The 25,221-nt window shown below is 61.4% G+C and carries 25 protein-coding genes and 1 riboswitch; of the genes, 9 read left to right on the top strand and 16 right to left on the bottom strand.

Features of this window, described 5'->3' with window-relative positions; translation table 11 throughout:
• Positions 1–29: 29 nt before the first annotated feature.
• The 3 genes from J2T57_RS20830 to J2T57_RS20820 form a co-directional block, all read right to left on the bottom strand.
• Positions 30–809 carry an alpha/beta fold hydrolase gene (locus J2T57_RS20830; protein ID WP_253485001.1) on the bottom strand — a complete coding sequence of 260 codons (780 nt, stop codon included), beginning with the start codon at positions 807–809 and terminating at the stop codon, positions 30–32.
• A gap of 268 nt (positions 810–1,077) precedes the next feature.
• Positions 1,078–1,857 carry an SDR family NAD(P)-dependent oxidoreductase gene (locus tag J2T57_RS20825; RefSeq protein ID WP_253484998.1) on the bottom strand — a complete coding sequence of 260 codons (780 nt, stop codon included), beginning with the start codon at positions 1,855–1,857 and terminating at the stop codon, positions 1,078–1,080.
• Positions 1,858–2,045: 188 nt separating this feature from the next.
• On the bottom strand, positions 2,046–3,065 hold the full coding sequence (locus tag J2T57_RS20820; protein WP_253484995.1) for a GlxA family transcriptional regulator: 1,020 nt from the start codon (positions 3,063–3,065) through the stop codon (positions 2,046–2,048).
• Positions 3,066–3,168: 103 nt separating this feature from the next.
• Here J2T57_RS20820 and J2T57_RS22305 point away from each other — a divergent pair, with 103 nt between their 5' ends.
• Both J2T57_RS22305 and J2T57_RS20815 read left to right on the top strand, forming a co-directional pair.
• Complete coding sequence (locus J2T57_RS22305; RefSeq protein ID WP_301289605.1) at positions 3,169–3,291, top strand: hypothetical protein; 123 nt, start codon at positions 3,169–3,171, stop codon at positions 3,289–3,291.
• Positions 3,288–4,376 carry a class II histone deacetylase gene (locus tag J2T57_RS20815; protein WP_253484992.1) on the top strand — a complete coding sequence of 363 codons (1,089 nt, stop codon included), beginning with the start codon at positions 3,288–3,290 and terminating at the stop codon, positions 4,374–4,376. The genes J2T57_RS22305 and J2T57_RS20815 overlap by 4 nt, the downstream gene beginning before the upstream one ends.
• A gap of 119 nt (positions 4,377–4,495) precedes the next feature.
• On the opposite strand, the gene J2T57_RS20810 is transcribed toward J2T57_RS20815, so the two are convergent.
• The 6 genes from J2T57_RS20810 to J2T57_RS20785 all read right to left on the bottom strand — a co-directional run bounded on the left by J2T57_RS20810 (position 4,496) and on the right by J2T57_RS20785 (position 7,920).
• Positions 4,496–4,813, bottom strand: a complete 318-nt coding sequence (locus J2T57_RS20810) for a HigA family addiction module antitoxin (RefSeq protein ID WP_253484989.1) — start codon at positions 4,811–4,813, stop codon at positions 4,496–4,498.
• Positions 4,814–4,826: 13 nt separating this feature from the next.
• A complete protein-coding gene (locus tag J2T57_RS20805) occupies positions 4,827–5,105 on the bottom strand; it encodes a type II toxin-antitoxin system RelE/ParE family toxin (protein WP_253484986.1) in 279 nt (92 codons plus the stop codon).
• Positions 5,106–5,262: 157 nt separating this feature from the next.
• A complete protein-coding gene (locus J2T57_RS20800; RefSeq protein ID WP_253484970.1) occupies positions 5,263–5,502 on the bottom strand; it encodes a DUF2200 family protein in 240 nt (79 codons plus the stop codon).
• 68 nt (positions 5,503–5,570) lie between these two features.
• Positions 5,571–5,783, bottom strand: coding sequence for a YdeI/OmpD-associated family protein (locus J2T57_RS20795; RefSeq protein WP_253484968.1), 213 nt, complete (start codon positions 5,781–5,783; stop codon positions 5,571–5,573).
• 751 nt (positions 5,784–6,534) lie between these two features.
• Positions 6,535–7,155, bottom strand: coding sequence for a hypothetical protein (locus tag J2T57_RS20790; RefSeq protein WP_253484965.1), 621 nt, complete (start codon positions 7,153–7,155; stop codon positions 6,535–6,537).
• A 243-nt stretch (positions 7,156–7,398) separates the two neighbouring features.
• Positions 7,399–7,920: a hypothetical protein gene (locus tag J2T57_RS20785; RefSeq protein WP_253484962.1), complete on the bottom strand. Its 522-nt coding sequence runs from the start codon at positions 7,918–7,920 to the stop codon at positions 7,399–7,401.
• A gap of 150 nt (positions 7,921–8,070) precedes the next feature.
• On the opposite strand from J2T57_RS20785, the gene J2T57_RS20780 reads away from it, so the two are divergent.
• Positions 8,071–8,235, top strand: coding sequence for a phage integrase N-terminal SAM-like domain-containing protein (locus J2T57_RS20780; RefSeq protein ID WP_301289604.1), 165 nt, complete (start codon positions 8,071–8,073; stop codon positions 8,233–8,235).
• 64 nt (positions 8,236–8,299) lie between these two features.
• Here the strand turns inward: J2T57_RS20780 and J2T57_RS20775 are convergent, their stop codons facing one another.
• From J2T57_RS20775 to J2T57_RS20760, 4 genes are all read right to left on the bottom strand, one after another.
• Positions 8,300–9,001 carry a TSCPD domain-containing protein gene (locus J2T57_RS20775; protein ID WP_253484959.1) on the bottom strand — a complete coding sequence of 234 codons (702 nt, stop codon included), beginning with the start codon at positions 8,999–9,001 and terminating at the stop codon, positions 8,300–8,302.
• A gap of 18 nt (positions 9,002–9,019) precedes the next feature.
• Positions 9,020–12,307, bottom strand: coding sequence for a ribonucleotide reductase barrel domain-containing protein (locus tag J2T57_RS20770; RefSeq protein WP_253484956.1), 3,288 nt, complete (start codon positions 12,305–12,307; stop codon positions 9,020–9,022).
• A 271-nt stretch (positions 12,308–12,578) separates the two neighbouring features.
• A complete protein-coding gene (locus J2T57_RS20765; protein ID WP_253484929.1) occupies positions 12,579–13,781 on the bottom strand; it encodes a patatin-like phospholipase family protein in 1,203 nt (400 codons plus the stop codon).
• 90 nt (positions 13,782–13,871) lie between these two features.
• Positions 13,872–14,507 (bottom strand): nicotinamidase, encoded by a 636-nt coding sequence (locus tag J2T57_RS20760; RefSeq protein WP_253484926.1) that lies wholly within the window; start codon positions 14,505–14,507, stop codon positions 13,872–13,874.
• 147 nt (positions 14,508–14,654) lie between these two features.
• Between J2T57_RS20760 and J2T57_RS20755 the strand changes: the two genes are divergently transcribed.
• The 4 genes from J2T57_RS20755 to J2T57_RS20740 all read left to right on the top strand — a co-directional run bounded on the left by J2T57_RS20755 (position 14,655) and on the right by J2T57_RS20740 (position 18,998).
• Positions 14,655–15,626: an AEC family transporter gene (locus J2T57_RS20755; protein WP_253484914.1), complete on the top strand. Its 972-nt coding sequence runs from the start codon at positions 14,655–14,657 to the stop codon at positions 15,624–15,626.
• 314 nt (positions 15,627–15,940) lie between these two features.
• Positions 15,941–16,031: riboswitch (TPP riboswitch) on the top strand.
• A 51-nt stretch (positions 16,032–16,082) separates the two neighbouring features.
• The gene (gene thiC / locus J2T57_RS20750; RefSeq protein ID WP_253484911.1) at positions 16,083–17,969 is read left to right on the top strand and encodes a phosphomethylpyrimidine synthase ThiC; all 1,887 of its coding nucleotides are present in this window, start codon (positions 16,083–16,085) and stop codon (positions 17,967–17,969) included.
• Entirely contained in the window at positions 17,966–18,193 is a 228-nt protein-coding gene (gene thiS / locus J2T57_RS20745) for a sulfur carrier protein ThiS (RefSeq protein ID WP_253484908.1), read from the top strand. Before thiC ends, thiS begins: the two co-directional genes overlap by 4 nt.
• 19 nt (positions 18,194–18,212) lie before the next feature.
• Complete coding sequence (locus J2T57_RS20740) at positions 18,213–18,998, top strand: thiazole synthase (RefSeq protein WP_253484904.1); 786 nt, start codon at positions 18,213–18,215, stop codon at positions 18,996–18,998.
• A 42-nt stretch (positions 18,999–19,040) separates the two neighbouring features.
• Here J2T57_RS20740 and J2T57_RS20735 read toward each other — a convergent pair whose 3' ends face one another.
• From J2T57_RS20735 to J2T57_RS20725, 3 genes are read right to left on the bottom strand one after another with little or no spacing between them, the layout of a single operon-like run.
• Positions 19,041–19,844 carry an SDR family NAD(P)-dependent oxidoreductase gene (locus J2T57_RS20735; protein WP_253484902.1) on the bottom strand — a complete coding sequence of 268 codons (804 nt, stop codon included), beginning with the start codon at positions 19,842–19,844 and terminating at the stop codon, positions 19,041–19,043.
• Between the two features lie 30 nt (positions 19,845–19,874).
• Positions 19,875–23,015 (bottom strand): efflux RND transporter permease subunit, encoded by a 3,141-nt coding sequence (locus tag J2T57_RS20730; RefSeq protein WP_253484899.1) that lies wholly within the window; start codon positions 23,013–23,015, stop codon positions 19,875–19,877.
• A 1-nt stretch (position 23,016) separates the two neighbouring features.
• The gene (locus tag J2T57_RS20725; protein ID WP_253484895.1) at positions 23,017–24,135 is read right to left on the bottom strand and encodes an efflux RND transporter periplasmic adaptor subunit; all 1,119 of its coding nucleotides are present in this window, start codon (positions 24,133–24,135) and stop codon (positions 23,017–23,019) included.
• Between the two features lie 221 nt (positions 24,136–24,356).
• On the opposite strand from J2T57_RS20725, the gene J2T57_RS20720 reads away from it, so the two are divergent.
• Together J2T57_RS20720 and J2T57_RS20715 are read left to right on the top strand one after the other, a co-directional pair.
• Complete coding sequence (locus J2T57_RS20720) at positions 24,357–24,800, top strand: DsrE family protein (RefSeq protein ID WP_253484893.1); 444 nt, start codon at positions 24,357–24,359, stop codon at positions 24,798–24,800.
• 205 nt (positions 24,801–25,005) lie between these two features.
• The gene (locus tag J2T57_RS20715) at positions 25,006–25,146 is read left to right on the top strand and encodes a hypothetical protein (RefSeq protein WP_253484890.1); all 141 of its coding nucleotides are present in this window, start codon (positions 25,006–25,008) and stop codon (positions 25,144–25,146) included.
• The last annotated feature ends 75 nt before the right edge of the window (positions 25,147–25,221 follow it).

The following is a 25,221-nucleotide window of genomic DNA, read 5'->3' as shown; positions in this document are numbered from 1 at the left end:
TTCAAGCTATTGTTGGGCGTAGCCACCGATTATGCTTTCAACGGGGCCAAGAAGCGAAACACCGACGCGGCATACTGTTCTGGTGCCATTGTTATTCCCTCGTGCGCTTGACCGGGTGACGCTTCGACTCTGGCATCAGGAAGGACTGCTGCCAGGGTATCGGTGACAAATTTATCGCGGGGACTTTCGGTACCCACCTGGAGCAACACCGGAACGTGAAGCCCGTGAAATCGCTCGGCGCTGAAAATGTAGCGGCTCAGTGCGCGCAGCTGTTCCAGAGAGGCCTCCGCATCAGCCACGATAAGCGGCCAGTGCTCAGTGGCGCGTAGCTCTTCCAGTTCCTGCATTGGGATAGAGAATGTTTCTTGGAAGAGTGTCGCTGGCAGTTCATTCCAGTTTCCTACCTGTGCCAGCTCCTCAAGCCGCGCAAGCGTGTCGCTGCGGATAGTGCTTGGCCATGGAGGCTCGTAAAGGACCAACTTGCGAACGCGGTCCAGAATGTTGGCCGCCGCGCCGAGCGCGACCTGCGCGCCATAGGAGTGGCCAAGGAGGAAGACAGGTTCTTCGATCGAATCGATCAGCGCACTGACATCGCGGCTTTCGTCTTCCACAGTATGGCCTTTGGTCGCGTCCGTCCCGCCACGGCGGGCGAGAGCGTACACGGTGAACTGCTTCTCGAAGAATGGCTTTACGAACTCCCAGTTCGTTCTGTGATCATTGAAGCTGCCATGCACAAGCACCAAGGGCGGCCCGGCGCCATATACGTCGTACGAAACGCGCGTACCGTCTGGTGAGGTAATGTGCTGCATGAGCTACCCCCTTAACGTTAGTCCGCGCCCTATATGCTGCATCGAAACTGGGATTTGCCCGAAAGGGTTCAGCGCAGGATGTGCCGCCTCTTTCATTGAACTGAACGACAAAAGGCGAACGTCATACGGCTGGCCGACTTCTTCAAGCGCCCAACGCACGGGCATGTCACGTGCCAGGCCTTGGCCCCGATCGGGCGGATCCTCATAGGCAGTAATGATAGGAGGCATGGAACGCTCTCCTTGATGCCATTGGTGGGCGGCGCTGTTTCTAGTCTACGATCGCGCCGCAGGTCATGTTTGCGACTGTCCCGGTCATCGGGCTTGCATAGTCTGATGCGACGAGAGCTGCGACGTCGCCGACCTCGGCCAGGGCGGGTAAGCGCTTCAGCACGGTCATCTCCGCGAGCGAGGCGATGAAGTCATCACGCGCTATGTTGCCAGCGGCAGCGTGAACATCCATCGTCTCGGAGATCGATTCCGGTGAGCCGGCCGAACGCAGGCATACCACCCGCACGCCGTTGGGGCCGACCTCGGCGGCAAGTTGTCGGCTCAATGCTTCCAACGCCGCGCATGCCACGCCGAAACCGCCGCAATGTGGAATGGCCAGGCGCGCAGGTGTCGCTGTGAGTATCAGTATCACGCCGCGCCCCTGCCTGGCCATATGCCGGGCCGCGGCGGTGGCTGTCAGGAACTGCGACCGCACGGCAATATCGATCGGGCGGACGAAATCTTCCTGCGACATCTCGGCGAGCGGGATGCCCTGGACGTCGTCCATGCTGATGGCGTTGAAAGAGATATCAATGCGTCCCACCTTGCCGACAATGGCGGCGGCGTGGGCTTCTATGACCTGTTTCTCCAGTGCATCGACAACCGCAGTCTCGGCCATGCCGCCCGCAGCTGAAATCTCCTCCGCGACGCCATCGAGTTTCGAGAGGGTACGGCCGGCAAGAAAGATTACTGCCCCTTCCCGGGCAAACGCATGAGCAACCACGCGGCCAATCGCGCCGCCGGCCCCGTAAATCACGGCGTTCTTGTTGCTGAGTAGCATCTCTCCATTCCCCTATCAGGTCGTTCGTGGTGCTACCTGAGAGTCGAATGGGGGGCTCAAGAATCGACAATAAAGCAAGAATTTTGCAGCACATCACCAAGCGTGCCGAACGCGGTCCATCAGCCCTGCGAGGTGCGAGCATCGGCTGCATGGCCTTGCAGGGCCATTCCCACTATTCCACATCATTCTCATCGACTGTGCGGCAGTTGGAACTTGCGCCGATGCGTCGCAGGCGTTACGCCAACCTGTCGCTTGAACAAACGCCAGAAGAAGGCGGAGTCTTCGTAGCCCACCGCGTGGGCGATGTCGTCGATTCCTCGATGGCTCTGCTCGAGTAGCCGTTTGGCCTCGTTGATGCGCAGTTCCTGCACGTAACGGATCGGCGCGTAACCGGTTGCGTTGCGAAACCGCCGCTTGAAGCTTCGCTCGGGAAGTCTGGATTGCCGGATCATTTCCTCAACGGGGTGCTGGCAGGCCATGTACTCGGCAATCCATGCCTGAACCTGTCGAATCTCCGCATCGCCATGATTCAGTGGCGGAACAAAGACGCTGTAGGGCGCCATGCCATCGGTGTGGCAATCGAAGGCGAAAAACTTGGCCACGGCCTGGGCCACCGACGAGCCCAGATGACGGCTGATCAGGTATAGGCTCAGATCGTGCCAGGACGACGCGGCGCCGGACATAACGAACTGATCGCGCTCGCCTTCCGTGACCAGCACCTTGTCCAGCTTGAGGGCGACGGCGGGGAAGTTCCGTCGGAACGTCTCCGCATAGGCCCAGTGCATGGTGGCGGTGCGGCCATCCAGCAAGCCCGTCTCGGCCAGCAGCAGGGTCCCTGAGCAGGCCGAGCACATCTCGGCACCTTGGTCGTGCATCCGCTCCAGCCAGTTGACCAGCTCAGGATGTCGGCCCGTTTGCCACTCACCGCCCGGCACCATGAACGATGGAATGATGATCATGTCGGTCTTGGGCACTTCATCCACCGGCCGAGTGCTCGACAGCGCCAATCCACCCGCTATGGGCAGCTGCGCGGCGCGCGCGGACACCAGTTCCACACAGAATGGCGGGTGCCGACTCAGGGAAGGATCGAACCAGTCGAGCGCCCCGAAGCAATTGAACACATCATAAAGGCCGGCAAGCGTGCCGAGCATGACTTCAGGCGTCACCACCAGACTGACATGCTTACGCGGATGCGATTCAGCGTTCATGGCGGAAAGCGGCATAAATGAACAGGAATTGGCCCGTTCCCATCTTACGCCCCCTGGCCCCCACCCGGAAACTTGGAGGTGCGCCCGTCAACAGGAGCCCGGCATGGAACGCTTCACCGCTACATGGTTCGAGAACTTCCTGCTGCAGGAGTGTGTGCCCCAGGCCACCGGCCTGAAAAACCGGCTGGAACACCTGATGAGGACTGCCCCGAAGGTGAATCCATGAGTGTCGGAATCGTCTGGGATGAACGCTATGCCTGGCACGACGCAGGCCGGGCCTCCAACTCACCGTGGGCCGAACCCTATCCCGCCTTCGATCGCCCGGAAAGCAAGCGGCGACTGTTCGCGCTGGTCGAGGCCAGTGGCCTGATGGACCACCTGGTTCGCATACCGGCCCGAGCGGCCAGTGAAGCGGAACTGGGCTACTTCCATACCCCGGACTACATCGAGCGGATTCGAGCCCTGAGCGAAGCCGGGGGCGGAGACGCCGGAGAGGCCGCGGTGTTCGGCCCCAATGGCTTCGATATCGCCCGCCTGGCGGTGGGCGGCTGTCTGGAGGCGACCAGTGCCGTGCTCAGTGGCCGCTTGGACAAGGCCTACGCCCTGGTGCGCCCCTGCGGCCATCATGCGGAGCCGGGCCGTGGGCGTGGGTTCTGCCTGTTCGGTAATACCGTCATTGCCATCCACCATGCCCAGGCCGTGCACGGGGTCAAGCGGATCGCCGTCATCGACTGGGATGTTCATCACGGCAACGGCACGCAGGACGCCTTCTATGATTCACCGGACGTGCTGACCATCTCCGTGCATCAGGACCGCTATTACCCCGTCGACAGTGGCGGAAGCGAAGAAAAGGGGGAAGGCTCCGGACATGGTTTCAACATCAATGTGCCACTGCCGCCCGGCAGCGGACACGGGGCCTATGTCGCCGCCTTCGAGCGCATCGTCATTCCAGCCATCGATCAGTTCGCGCCGGAGCTGATCATCATCGCCTGCGGCTTCGACGCCGGGATGAGCGACCCGCTTGGCCGCATGCTCTGCTACAGCGAGACCTACCGCGAAATGACGCGCCAGATCACCGCACTGGCCTCGAAGCACTGCGATGGCCGCGTGTTGATCTGCCATGAAGGCGGCTACTCGCCCACCTATGTACCCTTCTGCGGGCTGGCCGTGCTGGAAGAACTGGTAGCGCATCGCACGGCGGTGGATGACCCCCTGGCCGCCTGGTATGCCCGCGTCGGCGGACAAGCGTTACAGCACCATCAAGAAACGCTGATTGATGCCATTGCGAAGGGCGTCCAGCGCAGCCGATAAAGTGGCCAAAAGCTAGAGCTCCACGCAAAGACGGCCAGCCCAACATCAGCGATGAACGGCGCCGCTGCCGACATTAGAGAAAAATCACGACGTGTTCCCGCGTCCGTGCGACCGCCTGGTTAGCCTCCGTGATTGGGACGAGACTGCAACTCCCGCCAAGGCCTGATCTTGGCAAGGGTTTCGGAGAGGGCTTCCTCGGCCACCTCCGTGTCGTAAGCAGCTTGAGCCCGCAGCCAGTATCCATTGGATAGCCCGAAAAATCGGCAAAGACGCAGATCGGTATCGGCAGTGATGGTGCGCTTGCCCGCCACGATTTCGCCGATGCGCTGGGCTGGCACATCGATCTCCTTGGCGAGGCGGTACTGCGACAGGCCCATCGGCGTCAGGAACTCCTCGCGCAGCATCTCCCCAGGAGTTACAGGGTCCAGTTTACGCATTGCTTCCACTCCCTCAGTGGTAATCCACGATCTCCACATCCTCGGCGCCCGCCGTCGTCCAGCGAAAACAAACGCGGAATTGTCCGTTCACGCGGATACTGTGTTGCCCGGCCCGATCGCCCTTGAGCGCTTCGAGCCGGTTGCCAGGCGGAACGCGGAGGTCTTCGAGCCGACCGGCAATCTGCAACTGGCGAAGCTTGCGACGCGCGACTGACTCGATGCTCACGAAGCGCTTGACGCGCCGGCCGTCTGCAAGGGCCTCCGTGTCCGCACACCTGAACGATAAAATCATGTAGGAAATATTAACGCCAGGCGTTATTAACGGCAAGCGTGATTAGTCGGCGTAACCTCTAGCCGTAGGCTATCCATACCGGCACCGATTGAGAGAGGAGGGACAGACGCTGTCGAGCCCAACGCAAAGCTGAACCGCGGGCGTAAGCCCGTCGGCTTCAGTTTGATGTTATGAGTTCCACTGCAGTCGCGTCAGAAACGAATCGCAAAGCAGCGAGCCAGCCAGACCAGAAGCGCCGCCGGGAACAGGGTTGACAATGCCGGCACCAACCAAAATCGACCTGCCTTTCGACTTGCTGCTCCAGGCCCGCCTGGCTATAGCCCGTTAGCCAGCGGATGATCTGGTCAACCTCATCCTTTGACCGATTTCCATAGGCTTGCCTCTCAACGCCCGCCATAGCCGCACGACGGACGAGCGTCGGCTGATGGCACTATCGTGCAAGCGTTCCCGGTGAGGGCCGTACAGCTATCTTTTCCTTGAGGTCGGATGCTTCATGTTCATGTAGACACCACCGGTTTCAAGCTCGTCGAGCATCTGACGCAACCGTCTTTGCTTGGTCGCTTGCCTCTTTGCATCATTAATCCAGAGCAGGTAGTCATCCCTCTGATACGGCGGCCTTTCGTCGTAGGCACCCATGAGCCCCTTGTCAAGCAACGCACGCTTTACGAACTCGGGCATGGGTTGTCGTTCTCGCTTGAGACTCGACTTGTCACTTTGCATAAGTGCCCTCCGAATTCATTACTTACATCGAGATTTTTCACCGTTAATGACACATGGTTGAGCAACAACATTCCATGCTCCATTTAGATCAAACACTTCGCCCCTCTAGGGAAGCGCTGAAGTATTGACGCCGCTGCGCTCGAGTCCGGTTTTCGTTCGTGGCTACGAATAAGGTGCCGCAGGTAGTGGCTCTACCTGTGGTGGCTTGCGACAACGCCATGGGCGAAAACCGGCCGAGCCCCATGGGGTTACGCACGGATTTCCCGCGCTGCGTTGTTGCGACGCTTGGTCGTGGAACCACCACGACGCTGCGCGCCGCGCCTAGCATCACGAAAAATCCGTGTGTAACGCAGCGGCGTGAATACTTCAGCGCTTCCATAGACCTGCTCGAAGACGGACTGGTGACTGGTTCCACGATGCCCGGTTCCCTGGGCGAGAAAGGAGTCAGGCGCCTGATTCTGCGCCGGTTTCCATATGACATTATTCTTCTACCTACCCCCAATCTCATCAGTGTGCTCGCCTTCGCCCATCATTCCCGGCGGCCTGGATACTGGCGAACCCGGATGAAACGCTAACGAATAGCTAAGCGGCGGCCCGACAGGGCCGTCCGGTGCGTGGCCGCAAGGCCGGGAACGAACTTAAGCGACTTGTTATGAGCGGCTCCCAAATTAAGGTCCCGCTCTGAAGTTCCCATGATATATACGGCCAACTACGGGTATGATTCCGGATAAAGGTCGGGCGGCAGGCGTACGCCGCTGCAAATATATTCCCAGTTGGCGCACAGTTCCCCGGTTCCTAAGCCTGAGCCCCTTAGAAGGCGTATGTGGGCCCACCAGCCATAGCGCACCCCTGTGTACACTCGCCGAAAATCAATTGTGCGGATCTTGTTCAATTTATCATCTGAATTCGGATGAAGATGAGTTAAAGGGATCCGCATTTCTTTGTAGAAATCGCTTTCGTACTTCATGAACTCCTGAGTGCTCTCCCCAACCGCATGAAGCGCGGCCTCCCAGTCTCTCTTAAAACCGTTCCCATCCACAGCATCAGCGACTGTCCCACTTGACGCGAACGCATTTGACAGAATTGCTTCCATGGACGCTTGGTAAAGAACAATCGTCTGCGTCAGCTTGGAGAAAATTGCCGATTCTAGTGCCCAAACTCGCGTTCCAGTTGAGTCGGCTGTTTTACATTTCTCGTCCCATGACTCGGCGTCAGATTTCGCTTTCCATTTGTCGTATTCTATCCACGCCTGATAGGCGTCCGACAGGCTCCATAACGCATTCATTCCATGGACACGAGTCACTTCGAACCGGTCAATTTGGCCTAACAACGCCTAGTACCTCCAATGCACGAACAGTGCTCATAACGTCAGCGGTAACCGGCGCCGGCACCACGCTTCTCGCGAAGCGCCGCTGAGCTTACCGGCGTCCGGTTCACCGCCTTGTTAGCGGTTCTTCTTCTTTTTTTTCCGCTCGTTGTCCTTAATAAGACGACTCGGTGGCGGCGCCGGTCGCGGTTTCTTGTTGGGTGATTGATTTGTGTTGTTTTTGTCTTTATCTTTTTCGCTCATCGGTCACTCGCAAAGGTCTGTTACAAGGACAATGGATCCTGATAATGGTGTAAACAGCAAGGAGACAACTAGCGCTTGATTGGCTCTATGCAAGAATACAGATTTCTTGTCGTTCTTGATCGAGGTATGATGCGCATTATCCGCGTACTCGGCTTCTAGAAACTGCTCCAACTCGGCATTGCTTTTTTCGTCGGAGATCGAAGTATCATTGTGCTCCGCAAGCTTTTTTCGGTAATCACGGAGCTCCCTCGGCGTCGCAATATAAGCATAGGGATGCCCCACATGTCCCCAAATGAGGAAAACGACTAGTGCAATCCATGACAACACTGCCGCAGACCAAGTGACGCCGAAGACGATCTCTATCGCTGATTCGGTGAATCCCCACGGGAACGCCCGAAACAGGGAGAATTGGGCGCCGGCGAATACCACCGCAATGCTCACGGGTAAGCCTAGCGCCCGACGCAGCTCGTTCCGACGCTCGAACTCGTGCGTGTAAGACTCTTTTGCGTGCTGCAGTAGATCCATCTGGTCCCGCTAACTAAACGTAGACACCAATAATGGCTTGTTGAAACACGCCGATTCTGGTGTGTAATGCGGTGCGGCTTGTCCTTCAGAGCGACCATCTGTAGATTTTGTGGACGATAGACATCGGGAACCGCAGGGAGAAAGTACGCCATGGATCAGGCGCCGAGACTCCTGGACCGCGTTCGTTTCAAGCACTACAGCATCCGCACCGAGCGGGCGTATCTTCAGTGGATTCGCCGGTTCATTCTGTTTCATGGCAAGCGCCACCCCACCACCATGGGCGCGACCTTGCGCCGCCCGCTGGATATGACTTGAAAAACAAAACCCCGGCACCTTGCGAGAACCGGGGTTTTTGTTCACTACCATGCGGTGCCCTACCTCATCCGCACTTGCTGTCGCCGCAGCTCAGGCAGGTCATGCAGCCGTCCATCATCACCACGGCCTTGGTGTTGCACTTGGTGCAGAGCTGGGCGTTGGCGGGGTAGTCGCCTTCCATGTTTTCCGCTTCTTCGGCGTACTCGGTTTCGCCCCGCAGTTCGGCCTTTTTCTTTTCGATGAAGGCTTTCTGGTGCTCGTCCAGATCGTCTGCCTCGATCATGCCGATCTTGCGCAGGTGCTGGTCGATGACGTCGCCGATCTCGGCCACGAGGCTGGGCATGAAGCGCCCGCCCCGCTTGAAGTAGCCGCCCCGTGGGTCGAACACCGAGTGCAGCTCCTCGGCCAGGAAGGTGCAATCCCCACCCTTGCGGAACACGGCGGAGACGATGCGCGTGAGCGCGACGATCCACTGGAAGTGGTCCATGTTCTTCGAGTTGATGAAGATCTCGAAGGGGCGGCGCACTTCGTGTTCCGTGCCGGGGTTCAGCACGATGTCGTTGATGGTGACGTACAGCGCGTGCTCGGAGAGCGGCGTCTTGATCTTGTAGGTGCTGCCCTCAAGCTGCTCGGGGCGTGCCAGCAGCTCGTGCATGTGCTCGATGTCCGGCGCGTTGGCGGCCTCCTGCGGGGCGGCGGGCTTGGGTTCCGCCGCCTCTTTCACCACCTCGTAACCGACGATTTTCTTTGCAATCTTGATAGCCATGGTCATTGATCCTCCGGCTCAGAACTTGCCGTAGTAGCCTTCCTTGAGGGCGTCGAACAGGTTGGCGGCGGTGTGCACCTCGCCGTCGTACTCGATTTCGTCGCCACCCTTGAGTTCGACGGTGCTGCCGTCTTCCAGCTCGAAGCGGTAGGTGGTGCTGTTGAGGTCTTTCTCCTTCACCAGCACGCCCTGGAAGGCTTCGGGGTTGAAGCGGAAGGTGGTGCAGCCCTTGAGCCCGCTCTTGTAGGCGTAGCGGTAGATGTCCTTGAAGTCCTCGTACGGGTAGTCGGTGGGGACGTTGGCCGTCTTGGAGATGGAGGAATCCACCCACTTCTGCGCCGCCGCCTGGATATCCACGTGCTGCTTGGGCGTGATGTCGTCGGCGGTAATGAAGTAGTCCGGCAGTTCATGCTCGCCGTCACCGGCGTTGGGCATGGCCTCTTCGTCGATGAAGTGACGGTAGGCCAGCAGCTCGAAGGAGAAGACGTCGACCTTTTCCTTGGTCTTGCGCCCTTCGCGGATCACGTTGCGGAAGTAGTGATGGGCGAAGCTCGGCTCGATGCCGTTGCTGGCGTTGTTGGCCAGGGACAGCGAGATGGTGCCTGTGGGCGCGATGGAGCTGTGGTGGGTGAAGCGTGCGCCCTTCTCGGCGATGGCCTGGATGACGTCGGCATCGGCCTCGCCCACCCGCTGCATGTAGTGGCTGTACTTCGCCAGCAGCACCCGGCCCTTCACGGTGTCGCCCAGCTTGTAGCCGTCCTGCGCCATTGCCGGGCGCTTGGCGAGCATTTCCTCGGTCACGGTGAAGTCTTCGTCCATGATCGGGGCGGGGCCCTTTTCCTCCGCCAGGGTGACGGCGGTGCGCCAGCCCACCAGGGCCATTTCCTTCGCCACCTGCTCGGTAAAGGCCACCGACGCGCTGTCGCCGTACTGCATGCGCAGCATGGTCACCGTGGAGCCGAGCCCGAGAAAGCCCATGCCGTGGCGGCGCTTGCGCATGATCTCTTCCTGCTGCTTGGGCAGCGGCAGGCCGTTGATCTCGACCACGTTGTCGAGCATGCGGGTGAAGGTGGCCACCACCTCGCGGTAGGTGTCCCAGTCGAACCAGGCATCGGCGGTGAAGGGCTCACGCACGAACTTGGTGAGGTTGATGGAACCAAGCAGGCAGGCGCCGTAGGGGGGTAATGGCTGTTCGCCGCATTGCCCCGTGACCAGTCCGTTGAAGATCACCGAATTCTGATCAGGCTGCGTGGTGTCGTAGACAGCCTCGCGACCGAAGTGGACGATCTCGTGGATGCGCGAGGTAAACCGCTGCGTCTTCCGAAGGAGTTTATCGGATACCCATTCCTGATAGCGGGTGTTCTTGTAGTCCAGCAGGAAACCAACCTCGGCCATGAACTGTTCCCTGGACTCGCCGTCGATGATCAGCTCATAGTCGGCCTTGCAGTCATATGCCTTGTTCCCGCCATTGCCATCCGGCAGCATCCGCTGGCTGGCCGCACGACGCTGACGGATACGGCAGAACACACCCAGGTTCGCAAGCAGCACCTGCACATCCTTGAGCAGTTCCGGGTAACTGGACGCCAGCCTGATGGAGCAGCTTTGCGAATTACTGGAGATGTTCACCGTTCCGTCCGCCTGGAAAAGCCCTCGCAAATAGCCCTTCACACAGGATTCGCTACCCCGCCAGACCACTTCCGGTACCTGGAACTTAGTGTCACGACTGAAACCGAAACGCTCTAGCACCCGGGCCAGCAGGACGGAGCGAATAAACAGGTGATTGCGCTCCGGCACGGCAACAGGCGTCACTTCGTAAGTCCGCGCAGTTTGTGCAACATCGCGGATCAGGGTGTTCACATGCGCACTGATTCGCTCGGCGAGCTCACATTCCTGGTTCCAGAAGTTGACGATGACCGCTTCCTTGTCACCACCACGATTGGTGAAATGGCCGTCACCTGTAATCAGGCCGAGCAGAATGCCCAGGTCCTCGTTGCCCTCGGTACCGAACTGGCCCTTGCCAGCCTGAACGAGCAACTCGTCGCCTACTTTCAGATCCTTTAGCTTGACTTTGCCCCGGGCGGTATAGAAATCGTGCCAGGCCGTGGCCTTGATTTCGTAACCATCTTCGGTGGTTACCCGGTAGACGTCCGCATTGCGTGCCGTCATGAAAGCGGGCTTCGCCGGCCGGCTCACCACGCGGCGATCGGTACGACGTCCATCCGAGAGTGTGCGGGCGTCAACGCTGGCCTCCAGCGATGCGCCGGATTCGTACAGGTCACCAATCCGAACCAGCCCATGCTGTGTGTGCAGCCGGGTATCTGCCGTCACGCACGGGTTGGTCGCACGGATTTCCTCGCAGAACCAGTTGTTGTTCATCTCGTTGACGCGGTCAATGAGGATGAAGCCGGGCTCGGCGAAGTCGTAGGTGGAGGTCATGATCAGGTCCCACAGCCGCTGGGCCTTGATCGTGCGCTCGATGCGGCAGGCCACCAGGCCTGCTTCGTTGGTGACGTAGCCTTCACGGCTCGGCCATTCACGCCAGATGACCACGCTGGGGTCGTTGACGTCGACGCCGTCGACTTCTGCCTCGCGGATGGTCAGCGGGAAGGCCAGCGGCCAGTCGGCGTTCTTCTGCACCGCTTCCATGAACTCGTCGGTGATGAGCAGGCTCAGGTTGAACTGGCGCAGCCGGCCGTCCTCGCGCTTGGCGCGGATGAAGTCGAGCACGTCGGGGTGGCCCACGTCGAAGGTGGCCATCTGCGCGCCGCGCCGCCCGCCGGCGGAGGACACCGTGAAGCACATGCGGTCGTAGATATCCATGAACGACAGCGAGCCCGAGGTGTAGGCCCCGGCGCCGGAGACGTAGGCGCCCTTGTGTCGCAGCGTGGAGAATTCATAGCCGATACCGCAACCGGCTTTCAGCGTCAGCCCGGCCTCGTGCACCTTGTGCAGGATGTCGTTCATCGAGTCGCCAATGGTGCCGGAGACGGTGCAGTTGATGGTGCTGGTGGCGGGCTTGTGCTCCTGAGCGCCGGCATTGGAGGTGATGCGGCCTGCGGGAATGGCACCCTGACGCAGCGCCCAGACGAATTTCTCGTACCATTCCTCCTGCTTTTTCTTGCCGATCTCCACGTCGGCCAGCGCACGCGCCACCCGCTTGTAGGTGTCATCCACCGTGTCGTCGATCACGCGGCCGTCCTTCGCCTTCAGCCGGTATTTCTTGTCCCAGATATCGACGGAAGCGCTCTGGATCGGTATCTCGGTAACGTCCTTTTTGACGACGCGCGTGGGCGCAGGGTGGCTCATGTTGTTGTCTCCCCGGGATGATGATTTCTGTTTCAATGACTTGGGGTGGTTATCCACAGGATGTTCCACTACATGTCAACATCTTGTTAACGGGCAACCCCTATATGTTGGGGTTGGCTTCGCCATATTAGACCAAGACGGGGGCAAGTCAACGCTTGACAGGGGGCTACAGATTGGGGTTTTCAAACAGGGAAAACACAACATACTGATCCGCCTGGAACATGTCTTGTCAGCAGGCCCAGCCTCGGATGTGCCGATGTAATAGGTATCGCTACCAGACGTCGCCGGGCACGGCACCCGCCGCGCCGTGGAGCGCGACCGGGTCATGGCCGAGGAAACGGAGGATCTCGGTTTCCCGCTGAACCGCGTCCTTGTAGCCAAGGGCGATCAGCTCGCAGCAGAAACCGGCTTCAAACAGCAGATACGAGAGCACGGTGGCGCCCTCCCCCCTGGTGGCGCCGCTGCCCCGCAGGAAGAAGCGCATGGTGCGTGGCATCTCACCGGCGCGACGGGCAGCGATTCTGTCGATGTTCTCGCTGGGGGAAATGATCAGCGTCTCCACGCTACGCAGACCGACGTCCACCTTTCTGCGTACCTTCTCGGGGATATGCTGCAAGGTACGGTTGATGCGTTGCAGCCGCTCCACGTCGCCTTCCAGGCTGTCGATGAAGGCGGAATCCATCATGTGACCCAGCACATCCGCCACGCTGGGGTAGCGCTCGGCGGTACCACTGGGCGAGGTCCGGTTCACACTGCCGCTCACACCAATAACCAGGACCCGGTCCGCGCCCAGATGCAAAGCGGGGCTGATGGGCGCGAGTTGCCGCACTGAGCCATCGCCGAAATAGGCACCACCGATCCGCACGGCGGGAAACACCACCGGAATGGCGCTGGAAGCCAGCAGATGGTGCAGGCCGAGCTGGGTGCGTCGGCCCTTGCGCCGGGCACGCCCCCAATCGGCAATCTGGGCGGCACCCTGGTAGAAGCTCACCGACTCGCCGGTGGTGTAGCCGGAGCAGGTGATACTCAGCGCCTGCAGGTCACCGGCTTCGATGGCTTCGTCAATGCGTTCGAAGCGAACGACCCGGCTGAGCAGCCGGGCCAATGGCGTGTTGTCCAGCAGTGATACGGGCCGATGGGCGCCAACGCCGCCGAGAAACAGCGCCGACAGCCAGCGCATTGAGCGCCCGGCCAGCGCGGTGATGTTGGTGCGGTAGATCTGGTCGGAGGTGAAGTTCGCCCAGGCCGTCTCCAGCCCCTTAACACCGGTACGAAAGCGGCTTGCATGGGTGGCAATGAGTGCGGCATTGATCGCGCCGGCGGAAGTACCGCAGATGATGGGAAACGGATTGCTGGCCGACGCAGGCAGCATCTCGGCAATGGCTTTCAGCACCCCGACTTGGTAAGCGGCCCGCGCGCCGCCACCGGAGAGAATAAGGCCTGCCTGGCCGCGCAATTCATGCACCGTGTTCACGCACCCGGAATCCCCCGACTGCCCGACCTGCCCCGACTGGCAGGCATGTTCACCATCAGATTACCGCGTTTGCCTCAGGCTGTATGCGCGCTAAATAACATGTACGCCGGCACGGCCCAATGCCGCACGGGTCGCCTGGTTTGAGGCCTCGGTGTCTTCAACCGGACGGGTGAGATCCCACAGAAAATGGGTCTCGAAGCCAGCTTCGGCAGCGTCCTCCGCGGTCCACAGTGCGCACACATCCCGGGCCAGCCCACAGACATGCACGGTGGTCACGCCCCGTTCCCGCAGCCAGCCGGCAAGGCCGGTTGTGGGGCGCTCGCCATCCGGCCCGATGTTATTGCGAAAGGCGCTGTAGGAATCCACCTTCGGGTCCGACCCCTTGCGGATGATCACGTCCACCAGTTCCAGCGGCAGGCCGTCATGCAGGCCAGCACCGCGACTGCCCTGAACGCAGTGGTCGGGCCAGAGCACCTGGTCCTCCCCATACAGCGGGATTGTCTGGAACGGCTTGGTGCCGGGGTGGGAACTGGCGAAGGAGATATGGCCAGCCGGGTGCCAGTCCTGCGTGGCCACCACGTGGCCGTAGTCACGGGACTGCATCAGTTCCCGAACCGGCCCGACGATGCTGTCGCCCCTATCGCAAGCCAGCGGCCCACCCGGCATGAAATCAGGCTGGATATCCACCAGCAGCAGTGCGGTGGTTCCAGGGTTGAACGACGTCATGCCAAACCTCCGGCGGCAGCCTGAATGTGGAGGCGTGTATCGCCTCTTATACGCCTGACTGTGGGGCAAACCTCGACAAATTCAAGTAATCGGTGCTACGGCCGATCAGCGGCATCAGCGAGGCGAATCTGCCAGAATCGCGCTAAGGTGCCCGCCGGGCCACGACTTCCGGAGCCGATCCTGCTTACGATCCTCAACGTCATCGCGCCGGTATTTCTGCTGATCGGCCTCGGCTGGGCGCTGATGCGCGGGCGCTTTTTCTCCGCCGGCGTGCTGCATGACGTCAATCGGCTGTGTTACTGGGTGGCGCTGCCGGCGCTGCTCTTCCACCGGATCGGTGGCGCCAGCCCCGACTTCGTCGCCGCTGCGGATCTACTCATCGCGATTATCGGAGCAACTTTCCTTGGCATTCTCGCGGCCATGTTGGTGGCGTGGCTCGGGCGTCTGGAACGTTTCTCCCGCGGGGCCTTCATCCAGGGTGCATTTCGCGGCAACGCGGTGTTCGTGGGCTTGCCGGTGGTGCTCTACGCCTTCGATGCAGCGGGCCTGGCCACGGCGCAGGCCGAGGCCAGCGTGCTGCTCATCATCGGCCCGCTGGTGGTGGTGTACAACATCATGGCGGTGGTCATCCTGCTGTTCTCCGCGGGCGGCATCAGCCGCAGCGCCATGCGGGCCGCCGGCCGTGGCCTGGTGACGAACCCGCTGTTGATCGCCTGTGCGGCGGGGCTCGTGGTGTCGCTGCTGCAGATCCAGTTCCCGCTGCTGGCGGATCGAACCCTGAACACGCTTGGCTCGATGGCCTTCCCCCTGGCGCTGATCTGCATTGGCGGCGCGCTGTACCTCACGCCGATCCAGGGCAATCTGCGGGTGGCGACTGCCGGCGCTGCGATGAAGGTATTCCTGCTGCCGGTGTTCGGCCTGATGCTGGCCTGGTGGCTGGGGCTGTCGGCGGAGCAGACGCTGATCACCGCGCTCATGCTGGCCAGCCCCACGGCGGCGGCGAGCTACGTGCTTACCCGCCAGTTGAAGGGGGATGACGGGCTCGCGTCGGGCATCATTCTGCTGTCGCATATTCTGGCGATACCGGCTTTGGTGGTGTTGTTGGCGGTGTTGGCGTAGGCGGGGGCAATGGGTTTTGGCCTAGCGCCGTTGCGGTGCGTTACGCGCTGCGCGCTAACACACCCTACAGCGGGCACGGCCAAACGTAGGGTGTGTTAGGCCGAAGGCCGTAATGCACCGCGACCGCGGTCGTTTTTTTTGCCGGCCCCACACCCAATGCACAAACCGCGGTCCGGTGCGCCGATCCGACCCGTAGGGTGTGTTAGCGCGCAGCGCGTAACGCACCATGTGGGCGCTGGTACGGGGTGCTGTCGCGGGCACTCCTGACTTGCGCCGCCAGACGCGCTAGACTCAATGCACGGTGGCGTCGCCACCGTAGGAAGCGGGGGTGCCCTTCGGGGCTGAGACAGACCCTTCGAACCTGACCCGGTTAGTACCGGCGTAGGGAGCTTCGATGACACACCATCGTTGCATCTTTGCGTCGCGTCACTCGCCAGCAGAAACAGAGGTGATGCGATGAGTAGCCAACCCGAAATCTTTACCCAGAAGACCGCCGGCCTGAGCGAGGAGATCACTCGCCAGTTCCCAGGATCCGAGCGAATCCATGTCACCGGCTCGCGGCCGGACATCCGCGTGCCCATGCGGGAGATCCATCAATCCGACACGGTGGGTTCAGACGGCCGCGAGAAAAATCCGCCTATCACCGTCTATGACACCTCCGGCCCCTACACCGACCCGACTTTCAAACCCGACCTGATGGCCGGCCTACCCCGCCTGCGGGATGCCTGGATCAACGAGCGCGGTGATACGGAAAGCCTGACCGGTCCGACTTCCGATTTCGGCCAGGAGCGCGCCACCGACCCGGCCACCGCGCACCTGCGTTTCGAGCATATCCGCGCCCCCCGTCGGGCCAAACCCGGTGCCAACGTCACCCAGATGCACTATGCCCGCCAAGGCATCATCACGCCGGAGATGGAGTTCATCGCCATCCGCGAGAACCAGCGCATCCAGGAGTTGCAGGACAAGCGCCTGCTGCGCCGCCACAAGGGCGAGGGCTTCGGTGCCAACATCCCCGACGTGATCACGCCGGAGTTCGTGCGCGACGAGGTGGCCCGGGGCCGCGCCATCATCCCCAACAACATCAACCACCCGGAATCCGAGCCGATGATCATCGGCCGCAACTTCCTGGTGAAGATCAACTGCAACCTGGGCAACTCGGCGGTGACCTCCTCCATCGAGGAAGAGGTGGAGAAGATGGTCCGGGGTATTCGCTGGGGTGCGGACACGGTCATGGACCTCTCCACCGGCAAGCATATTCACGAAACCCGGGAGTGGATACTGCGCAACAGCCCCGTGCCCATCGGCACGGTGCCGATCTATCAGGCGCTGGAGAAGGTCAATGGCAAGGCCGAGGACCTGACCTGGGAAATCTTCCGCGACACCCTGATCGAGCAGGCAGAACAGGGGGTGGACTACTTCACCATCCACGCCGGGGTGCGGCTACCCTACGTGCCACTGACCGCCGATCGCGTCACCGGCATCGTCTCCCGTGGTGGCTCCATCATGGCCAAGTGGTGCCTGGCGCATCACCAGGAGAGCTTCCTCTACACCCACTTCGAGGACATCTGCGAAATCCTCAAGGCCTATGATGTGGCGTTCTCCCTGGGGGACGGCCTGCGCCCGGGCTGCATCGCAGACGCCAACGACGCCGCCCAGTTCGCCGAACTGGAAACCCTGGGCGAACTCACCGAGATCGCCTGGCGTCACGATGTACAGGTGATGATCGAAGGCCCCGGCCATGTGCCCATGCAGAAGATCAAGGAGAACATGGAAAAGGAGCTGGTGGCCTGCCACGAGGCGCCCTTCTATACCCTGGGACCGCTGACCACGGATATCGCGCCGGGTTACGACCACATCACCTCCGCCATCGGTGCCGCACAGATCGGCTGGTACGGAACTGCCATGCTCTGCTATGTGACGCCCAAGGAGCACCTGGGCCTGCCCGACAAGCAGGACGTCCGCGATGGCATCATCACCTACAAGCTGGCAGCCCACGCGGCCGACCTCGCCAAGGGGCACCCGACAGCCCAGGTGCGGGACAACGCACTGTCGAAGGCCCGATTCGAGTTCCGCTGGGAGGACCAGTTCAACCTCGGGCTGGACCCGGAGAAGGCCCGGGAATTCCATGACCAGACCCTGCCCAAGGAAGGTCACAAGGTGGCGCACTTCTGCTCCATGTGCGGGCCAAACTTCTGCTCCATGAAGATCACCCAGGACGTGCGGCGTTACGCCAAGGAGCATGGCCTGGGTTCGGAGCAGGAAGCCATCGAAAAGGGCATGGAGGAAAAGGCCATTGAATTCCGCCGCCGCGGATCCGACATCTACGTTCGGGATACTGAATGACCGATAGCACGACGACCACGCAGATCAACGTCACCGTCAATGGGCAGGCCCTGTGCCTGCCCATGGGCACGAGCGTGCGTGAACTGATCGAGCAACGCGGTTTCCCCGAGCATGGCATCGCCATCGCGGTTAACCGCGAAGTCATACCCCGCTCACGCCATCCGGATCATGTACTGCAGAACGGTGACGCCGTCGATGTCGTGCAGGCGGTGGGCGGCGGCTGAACGAACCACGGAGACGACAATGATCGACAGCGACAAGCCCCTGAAGCTGGCCGGGCGGGAATACCAATCCCGCCTGCTGCTCGGCACCGGGCGCTACAAGGATCTGGACGAAACCCGCCGCGCGGTCAGCGCCAGCGGTAGCGAGATTGTGACGGTGGCGATTCGCCGGCTGCCGGACACCGCTGGCGGCGACGCCCTGCTGCCGGCGCTGCGGGAACTGGGCTGCACCATCCTGCCCAACACCGCGGGCTGCTACACAGTCGAGGATGCCGTCTATACCTGCCAGCTCGCCCGTGAGCTGCTGGACGGCGAAACCCTGTGCAAACTCGAAGTCATCGGCTGCAAGGAAACGCTTCAGCCAGACACCATCGGGACCCTCAAGGCGGCGGAACAGTTGATTCGCGATGGCTTTCACGTGATGGCCTACACCACCGACGATCCGCTTATCGCCAAGGAGCTGGGCGACATGGGTTGCACCGCGGTGATGCCGCTTGGGGCGCCCATCGGATCGGGTCTCGGCATTCAGAATCGCCTCAACATCCGCCGCATCGTCGAAACCTGCGCCGCCCCCGTGCTGGTGGATGCCGGGGTGGGGACGGCCTCCGACGCAGCCATTGCCATGGAATTGGGCTGTGATGCAGTGCTGTTGAATACCGCCGTGGCCGAGGCAAATGACCCGGAACGCATGGCCGCTGCAATGAAGCATGCGGTAATTGCCGGGCGCCATGCTTATCTCGCTGGCCGCATGCCTGCCCGGATTCGCGGTGTGGCTTCGTCACCGCTCACGGGAACGTTGAACGGCTAGTCCGGAAAGACCGCGCCCCGGATCAACCGGGGCGCGCTTTACTCACCGATCATCGCGCTCCGGCGACGAATCGGGATCACAGCCCTCGGGCCAGTCCACCGGTTTTACCTGCAACGGCGACCAGCTCTGGCTGAGCGGCATCAGTTCCATGGTGTTCACGTTCACCCGGTATGGCATATTCACCACCCACCAGATGGCCTCCGCGATGTCTTCACTGATGATAGGGTCATTGCCCTCATACAGGCTATTGGCCCGCTCCACATCACCACGAAAGCGATTGACGGAAAACTCGGTTTCACATAAGCCCGGGTCCATATTGGTGACGCGCACGGCATGGCCTGCCAGGTCGGCGCGCAGGCCACGGCTGAAGTGCTGAATGAAGGACTTGCTGGCACCATAGATGGTGCCGCCGGTGTAAGGCCAGCTACCGGCAGTGGAGCCAAGATTGATCACGTGACCACGCTTGCGCTCGATCATGCCGGGCAATAGCGTACGGGTGGCATAGAGCACGCCCTTGAGGTTGGTGTCGATGGTCGCCTCCCACTCATCGACGTTACCCTCCTGAATCGGCTCAAGCCCGTACCCCACACCGGCGTTGTTCACCAGTACCTCCACCGCATCGAAGGGCGCCGGCAACTTGCCCAATCCCTTTTCCACAGCCTCGCGATCGCGCATGTCCATGGGGAGGGCGTGCACCATCTCCGGGCCGCCGAACTCTTCAACCAGTGCGTCCAGCCGTTCCTGCCGGCGTCCGGTCACCACCAGTCTCCAGCCATTTGAGGCAAAGCGCCTCGCCGTCGCCGCGCCGAAGCCGGCGGTGGCACCCGTGATAACTGCAACTCTCATTGCCTACCCCTTACGCGTTCTTATATGGAATCAACCGGCCTGAGGGCTCTCGGTCTGCGGCCCACGATCCCGGCGGCCGCTGGCCCGCTCCTCGGACGCGAGCTGTTCGAGATCCGCAGCCACGGCACCGGCCGATCGGGTGAAGCGTGCCAGCAGATTGTAAAGCACCGGCGTCAGGAAGAGGGTCAGCACGGTCGCAAGAGCGAGCCCACCAATCACTACCACGCCAATGGAAGCGCGGCTTTCGGCCCCAGCTCCACTCGCCAGCACCAGCGGCAGCGCACCGAACACCGTTGAGACGGCGGTCATCAGGATCGGGCGGAAGCGCAGCACTGCGCCTTCGGTAATGGCATCGAGAACGTTGTAGCCCTCGTCCCGCAACTGGTTGGCAAACTCGACGATGAGAATACCGTTTTTCGCCATCAGCCCGATCAGGAGAATCATGCCGATCTGACTATAGACATTCAACGTGATGCCGGTGAGGAACAGCGCGAGCAAGGCCCCGGTGATGGCCAGCGGCACCGACAGCAGAATGATCGCGGGATGGACGAAGCTTTCGAACTGCGCCGAGAGCACCAGGAACACTACCAGCAGCGCCAGGGCGAAGGTGAAATAGATGGCGCCAGACGTGCTCATGAACTCCTGCGACTGCCCGAGATAGCTGATCCGGGCTTCGTCGGGCAGCTCGTCACTGGCGGCACTTTCCAGGAATCGCAGTGCACTGCCCAGGTCATAGCCTGGCGCCAGCGAGGCGGTCAGCGTGACTGACGGCAGGCGGTCAACACGGCTCAACACAGGTGCGGCACCTGACTCCTCCAGCGTAATCAGGCTGGAAAGTGGCACCAACTGGCCGTTGTTGCCGCTACGCACGAAGATCTCCTCGAGGTCCGAGGGCGACGAGCGCTCCTGCCTCGATGCCTGCAGGCGCACGTCATATTCCCGCCCGCGATCCAGATAGGTGGTCACGGTGCGCGACGCAAGCATGGTCTGCAAGGTACGGCCGATGGCCTCCACCGGAATATCCAGGTCAGCGGCAAGCTCACGATCGATGCGCACATTGAGCTGGGGGCGGGTTTCCTCGTAGTCCAGATCGGCGTTCAGCAGCTGGGAATTCTCCTGGGCGCGCGCCAGAACCCGCTCGCCCCACTCCTCGACGGTTTCATAATCCGGCCCACCGATCACGAACTGTACCGGCTGCTGGAAACCGCTCTGGCCAAGCCCGGGCGGGTTGACCGCAAACGCACGAATGCCGGGAATCGAGGCAATCTGCGGGAACACTTCGGCAACCATGTCCTGCTGGCGGCGGTCCCGCTCGCTCCAGGGGGCAAGGCCGACGATGGTGAACGCGCTGTCGAAGCGATCGCGGAACCCAACGATGGAGAACACCCGGGTCGCATCACCGCTCTCGAGCAGGGGATTCACGATTTCCTCGATCAGGCGCACGTTGCGATCGGTATACTCCGCCGTGGAGCCCTGAGGTGCGCTGCTCGGGATGATGAAAACGCCGCGGTCTTCCGTTGGTGACAGTTCCTCCGGCAGCATCTGGCCGAGCTTGACCGCCACCAGGGCAACCACCACGGCCCCGGCAATGATCACGACCGGCATTCCCAGGGCGCGCACCAGTAGCCAGCGGTAGCCCGCCGTCAGCTTGACAAAGAAGACTTCGGTGGCTCCCACCAGCCCGCGGGAGCTGGACACCGGCCGCAACCATTTGGAACACAGCATGGGTGCCAGTGTCAGCGCCACGATGCTGGAGAAGGCCACCGCCGCCGCAAGCACGAAGCCGAACTCCGTGAACAGCCGACCAACGTTGCCCTCCATGAACGCGATGGGCACGAACACGGCGATCAGCGTCACCGTGGTAGCGACAATGGCAAACCCGACCTGCTTGGAACCGCGATACGCCGCGAGCAGCCGGGGCTCGCCCTCATCAACGCGCCGCTGGATGTTCTCCAGCATCACGATGGCGTCATCCACTACAAGACCGATGGCGAGCACCAGCGCCAGTAGCGTGAGCACGTTGACGGAGAATCCGAGTGGTGCCATCACCGAGAATGCACCAATCACCGCAACGGGTATGGTCACCGCCGGGACCAGTGTGGCGCGAACCGAGCGCAGGAAGATGAAAATCACCAGCACCACCAGGCCCACCGCGATACTGAGCGTGATCAGCACTTCCTTGATGGATTCGGAAATGAACACCGACTGGTTGTAGGCCTCCGCGATCTCGACCCCCTCGGGGAGGGATGGCCGGATGGCGTCGAGTTCCGTCCGCACCAGGTCGGACACTTCAATGATGTTGGCCTGGGACTGGCGAATGATGCCAAGGCCGATCGCGTTGCGGCCATTATTGCGGAGTATGGCGCGATCGTCCTCAACGCCGCGCATCACGCTAGCAATGTCGCCAATGCGGATCGGAACATCACCTTCCCGCCGAATGACCAGCCGCTCGAACTCGTCGGGCGTATTGAGACGGCTGTCGGCACGCACGTTCAGCGTGCGCGTTACCGACTCCACCTGACCGGCCGGCAACTCGAGGTTGTTGCGCCGCAGGGTATTTTCGATGTCTTCAACCGTGACGCCGCGGGCAGCCATGGCCTCCCGGTTCAGCCACAAGCGCATGGCATAACGGCGCTCACCGCCGATACGGATCTGGGAGACGCCTTCGAGCACCGAGAGTCGATCCACCAGCTGTCGCTCGGCGAGATCGGTCATTTCAGCCGCAGTCAGCCTGTCGGAGGTCATCGCCAGCCACATCATGGGGCGGGCGTCAGCCTCGGTCTTGGTAACCACCGGCGGGTCGGCATCGGTCGGCAAGTTCGCCCCCACCCGATTGATGGCATCGCGCACATCATTGGCCGCGTTGTCGATATCCCGGCTGAGGTTGAATTCGATGGTGGTCTCGGCGCGGCCTTCCCGACTCTCCGAGGTGATGTTACGGATGCCGTCGACGCCACTAATGGCACTTTCCAGCACCTCGGTGATCTCGTTGTTCATCACCTCGGGGCCGGCACCGATGTACTCAGTGGTCACGGAGACCACGGGCGGGTCGATATCCGGATATTCGCGCACCGGTAACTGGGTCAGCGAGGCAATACCCAGCACGACGATGAGGAGACTCACCACCGTCGCCAGAACGGGGCGCTTGACGGAAATCTCCGAGACGATCATGTCACGACTCTCCGGCAGGGGCCCAGCGGCGGGCAACTTCGTCTTCTTCGTGCTCGCGGGTGATGCGCACCGTCACGCCATCCCGCAACCGTTGTAGACCGGCAATCACCACCAGATCGCCAGCGGAGATGCCGTCGGTGATCTCCACGAGGCCGTCCCGGCGAACGCCAGTCCGGACCTGCACCCGCTCCGCCTTTTCGTCATTGATGCGGAACAGAAAGACCCGTTCGCCCTCTGGCAATAGCGCCTCCTCGGGCACCAGTACGGCATCATCGTTACGATCCAGCACCATGCGAACCGTCATGAACATGCCAGGGCGCAACAGTCGGTCGTCGTTCTGCAACTCGGATTGCACCCGAACGCTGCGGGAAACTGGGTCCACCCGGGCACCGACCCGACGCACTTCGCCGCTGAAGTCGCGCCCCTCGAAGCCCACGCTTTCCGCTGAGACCGCCAAACCTGACCGCAATAGGCCAAGAAAACGCTCCGGCACCGAGAACTCGAGGCGCAGCCGACCAATGTCGTCCAGGGTGGTCAACGGCGTGCCGGCGCTGACAAAGGCGCCGGTGCTCACTTCACGCAAGCCGGTCACGCCATCAAAGGGCGCGCGAATGTAACGCTCGTCGAGCCGGGTTTCAGCGGCTGACAACCGGGCCTGCAGGGTTTCAAGCGCTGCGCCGTCCTCATCTACCTGCGCTTCCGGAACGCTGTTGTCTTCAAAGAGCGCGCGACTGCGACGTAGCCTGCGTTCGGCATCCCTGACCTGGGCCTGCAGCTCCCGCAAATCGGCTTCCTCGCGGCGCCGATCAAGTTCGAACAGGATGTCGCCGCTGCTAACGCGTTGGCCTTCCTCGAAATTGATGGACCGGATACGCCCGGGGACTTCGGCCACGACGTCGATGGACTCACGCGCAAGCGTGGTGCCGACGGCGGTCACGGTGCGCTCGACGGTAGACGTGCGGGCAGCGACAACTTCCACCGGCACCGCACCGCCACCACCCCCACCTCGGGGGCCCGCCGCGCTGGCGTCACCCTGCCCCGCGTGATCAATGGCGAACCAGGCACCCACGCCAATTCCGGCCACCATGGCGACACCCAGCAACTGGTAGACTAATCTCATCGCTGCATCACTCCGTTTCCCGGCGCTCAATCCGCAGACGGGGCGCGCCATGGACAATGCGTTTAGGACCGCGTTTCCGGGCACTCGTTCGCGGTGCGAGTCTGCCGGGGAAAACGGTCAGTCTGGTACACTTACGCGTTGAATTGACTCCAGGTAGGGACTGCTCGCTCTTCTCAGGGTGAACTGTCTCGTCAACCAACACCTCGAACGGGCCCACATTCATGACAACACTCACACGTTTCATTTTCGCGATCAGCCTCTTTCTCGGCACCAGCCTGCAAGCCATGGCCGAAGACAATGGCGATCGCTTCGTCCTTACATTGTTTACCAATGCCGGGCAGATCCAGGGCACAGCCATGACGCTCGCCCGGACGCTTGCTGGCGAAGGGCACGAGGTGCACATCCTGTTGTGCGGCCCGGCCGGCGAACTGGCCATCGCTGATCGCATGCCCGAAACCCTCGAGCCGCGCACCATCACCCCGCGCGAACTCATGGAAGAGGCCATGTCGGCCGGCGCCTCCGTCAGCGTCTGTCCACTTTTCCTGCCCAATACGGCGTTCGGCCGCTACAGCACAGACGACTTCGTTGACGGCGTCACGGAGGACAGCGATGCCCAGATGGCGGAGCGACTGGCTGACCCGAACACGAAAGTGCTTGGCTTCTGACCGGCAAACCAATCCGACAGGCTAACCCCTGCGTCGCAACGAATCACGTCTCTTGTGGCACGGATCGCCACATGTGTCAAAATGGCACAGTCCTCGCAGGCACCAGGAAATAAACAAATAATTGTTTTATAAGTTATTTCTAGTGTGGCACGGGATCTGCAGCCTCCCCTGTGTCGTTTTACACTGTCCAACACAGGAGGTTGCTATGAATGGCAAGAAGCGCACACTGGCCGCCGCTCTGATCGCCATGTTGCTTACCGGCCTGATCACCCTGTCCGGGTGCGAAGAGGTCGATGACGGCGACTTCGAGGACTTCGAGGAAGAAGGCGGCGACGACGACTGGTAAGGTTGGTCTCTCACTGATCGTTTCCTGAGGCGTCCCAACGGGGCGCCTTTTTTTGTCTCCGTCCGGTGACGGTTT

This window comes from Natronocella acetinitrilica (assembly GCF_024170285.1).
Lineage (GTDB): Bacteria > Pseudomonadota > Gammaproteobacteria > Nitrococcales > Aquisalimonadaceae > Natronocella > Natronocella acetinitrilica.
Note: the sequence above shows the minus strand (reverse complement) of the source record. Positions and strands in the feature narration are given on the sequence as shown.

Coding starts and splice junctions, on each gene's coding strand:
- J2T57_RS20760 (WP_253484926.1), bottom strand. CDS start 14,507: ATGACGTCGTTCAACCCTGGAACCACCGCACTGCTGCTGGTGGATATC.
- J2T57_RS20735 (WP_253484902.1), bottom strand. CDS start 19,844: ATGAGAGTTGCAGTTATCACGGGTGCCACCGCCGGCTTCGGCGCGGCG.
- J2T57_RS20825 (WP_253484998.1), bottom strand. CDS start 1,857: ATGCTACTCAGCAACAAGAACGCCGTGATTTACGGGGCCGGCGGCGCG.
- J2T57_RS20795 (WP_253484968.1), bottom strand. CDS start 5,783: ATGCCCGAGTTCGTAAAGCGTGCGTTGCTTGACAAGGGGCTCATGGGT.
- J2T57_RS20740 (WP_253484904.1), top strand. CDS start 18,213: ATGATCGACAGCGACAAGCCCCTGAAGCTGGCCGGGCGGGAATACCAA.
- J2T57_RS20780 (WP_301289604.1), top strand. CDS start 8,071: ATGGATCAGGCGCCGAGACTCCTGGACCGCGTTCGTTTCAAGCACTAC.
- thiS (WP_253484908.1), top strand. CDS start 17,966: ATGACCGATAGCACGACGACCACGCAGATCAACGTCACCGTCAATGGG.
- J2T57_RS20720 (WP_253484893.1), top strand. CDS start 24,357: ATGACAACACTCACACGTTTCATTTTCGCGATCAGCCTCTTTCTCGGC.
- J2T57_RS20775 (WP_253484959.1), bottom strand. CDS start 9,001: ATGGCTATCAAGATTGCAAAGAAAATCGTCGGTTACGAGGTGGTGAAA.
- J2T57_RS20815 (WP_253484992.1), top strand. CDS start 3,288: ATGAGTGTCGGAATCGTCTGGGATGAACGCTATGCCTGGCACGACGCA.
- J2T57_RS20820 (WP_253484995.1), bottom strand. CDS start 3,065: ATGAACGCTGAATCGCATCCGCGTAAGCATGTCAGTCTGGTGGTGACG.
- J2T57_RS20725 (WP_253484895.1), bottom strand. CDS start 24,135: ATGAGATTAGTCTACCAGTTGCTGGGTGTCGCCATGGTGGCCGGAATT.
- J2T57_RS20730 (WP_253484899.1), bottom strand. CDS start 23,015: ATGATCGTCTCGGAGATTTCCGTCAAGCGCCCCGTTCTGGCGACGGTG.
- J2T57_RS20810 (WP_253484989.1), bottom strand. CDS start 4,813: ATGCGTAAACTGGACCCTGTAACTCCTGGGGAGATGCTGCGCGAGGAG.
- J2T57_RS20715 (WP_253484890.1), top strand. CDS start 25,006: ATGAATGGCAAGAAGCGCACACTGGCCGCCGCTCTGATCGCCATGTTG.
- thiC (WP_253484911.1), top strand. CDS start 16,083: ATGAGTAGCCAACCCGAAATCTTTACCCAGAAGACCGCCGGCCTGAGC.
- J2T57_RS20805 (WP_253484986.1), bottom strand. CDS start 5,105: ATGATTTTATCGTTCAGGTGTGCGGACACGGAGGCCCTTGCAGACGGC.
- J2T57_RS20800 (WP_253484970.1), bottom strand. CDS start 5,502: ATGGCGGGCGTTGAGAGGCAAGCCTATGGAAATCGGTCAAAGGATGAG.
- J2T57_RS22305 (WP_301289605.1), top strand. CDS start 3,169: ATGGAACGCTTCACCGCTACATGGTTCGAGAACTTCCTGCTGCAGGAG.
- J2T57_RS20770 (WP_253484956.1), bottom strand. CDS start 12,307: ATGAGCCACCCTGCGCCCACGCGCGTCGTCAAAAAGGACGTTACCGAG.
- J2T57_RS20830 (WP_253485001.1), bottom strand. CDS start 809: ATGCAGCACATTACCTCACCAGACGGTACGCGCGTTTCGTACGACGTA.
- J2T57_RS20785 (WP_253484962.1), bottom strand. CDS start 7,920: ATGGATCTACTGCAGCACGCAAAAGAGTCTTACACGCACGAGTTCGAG.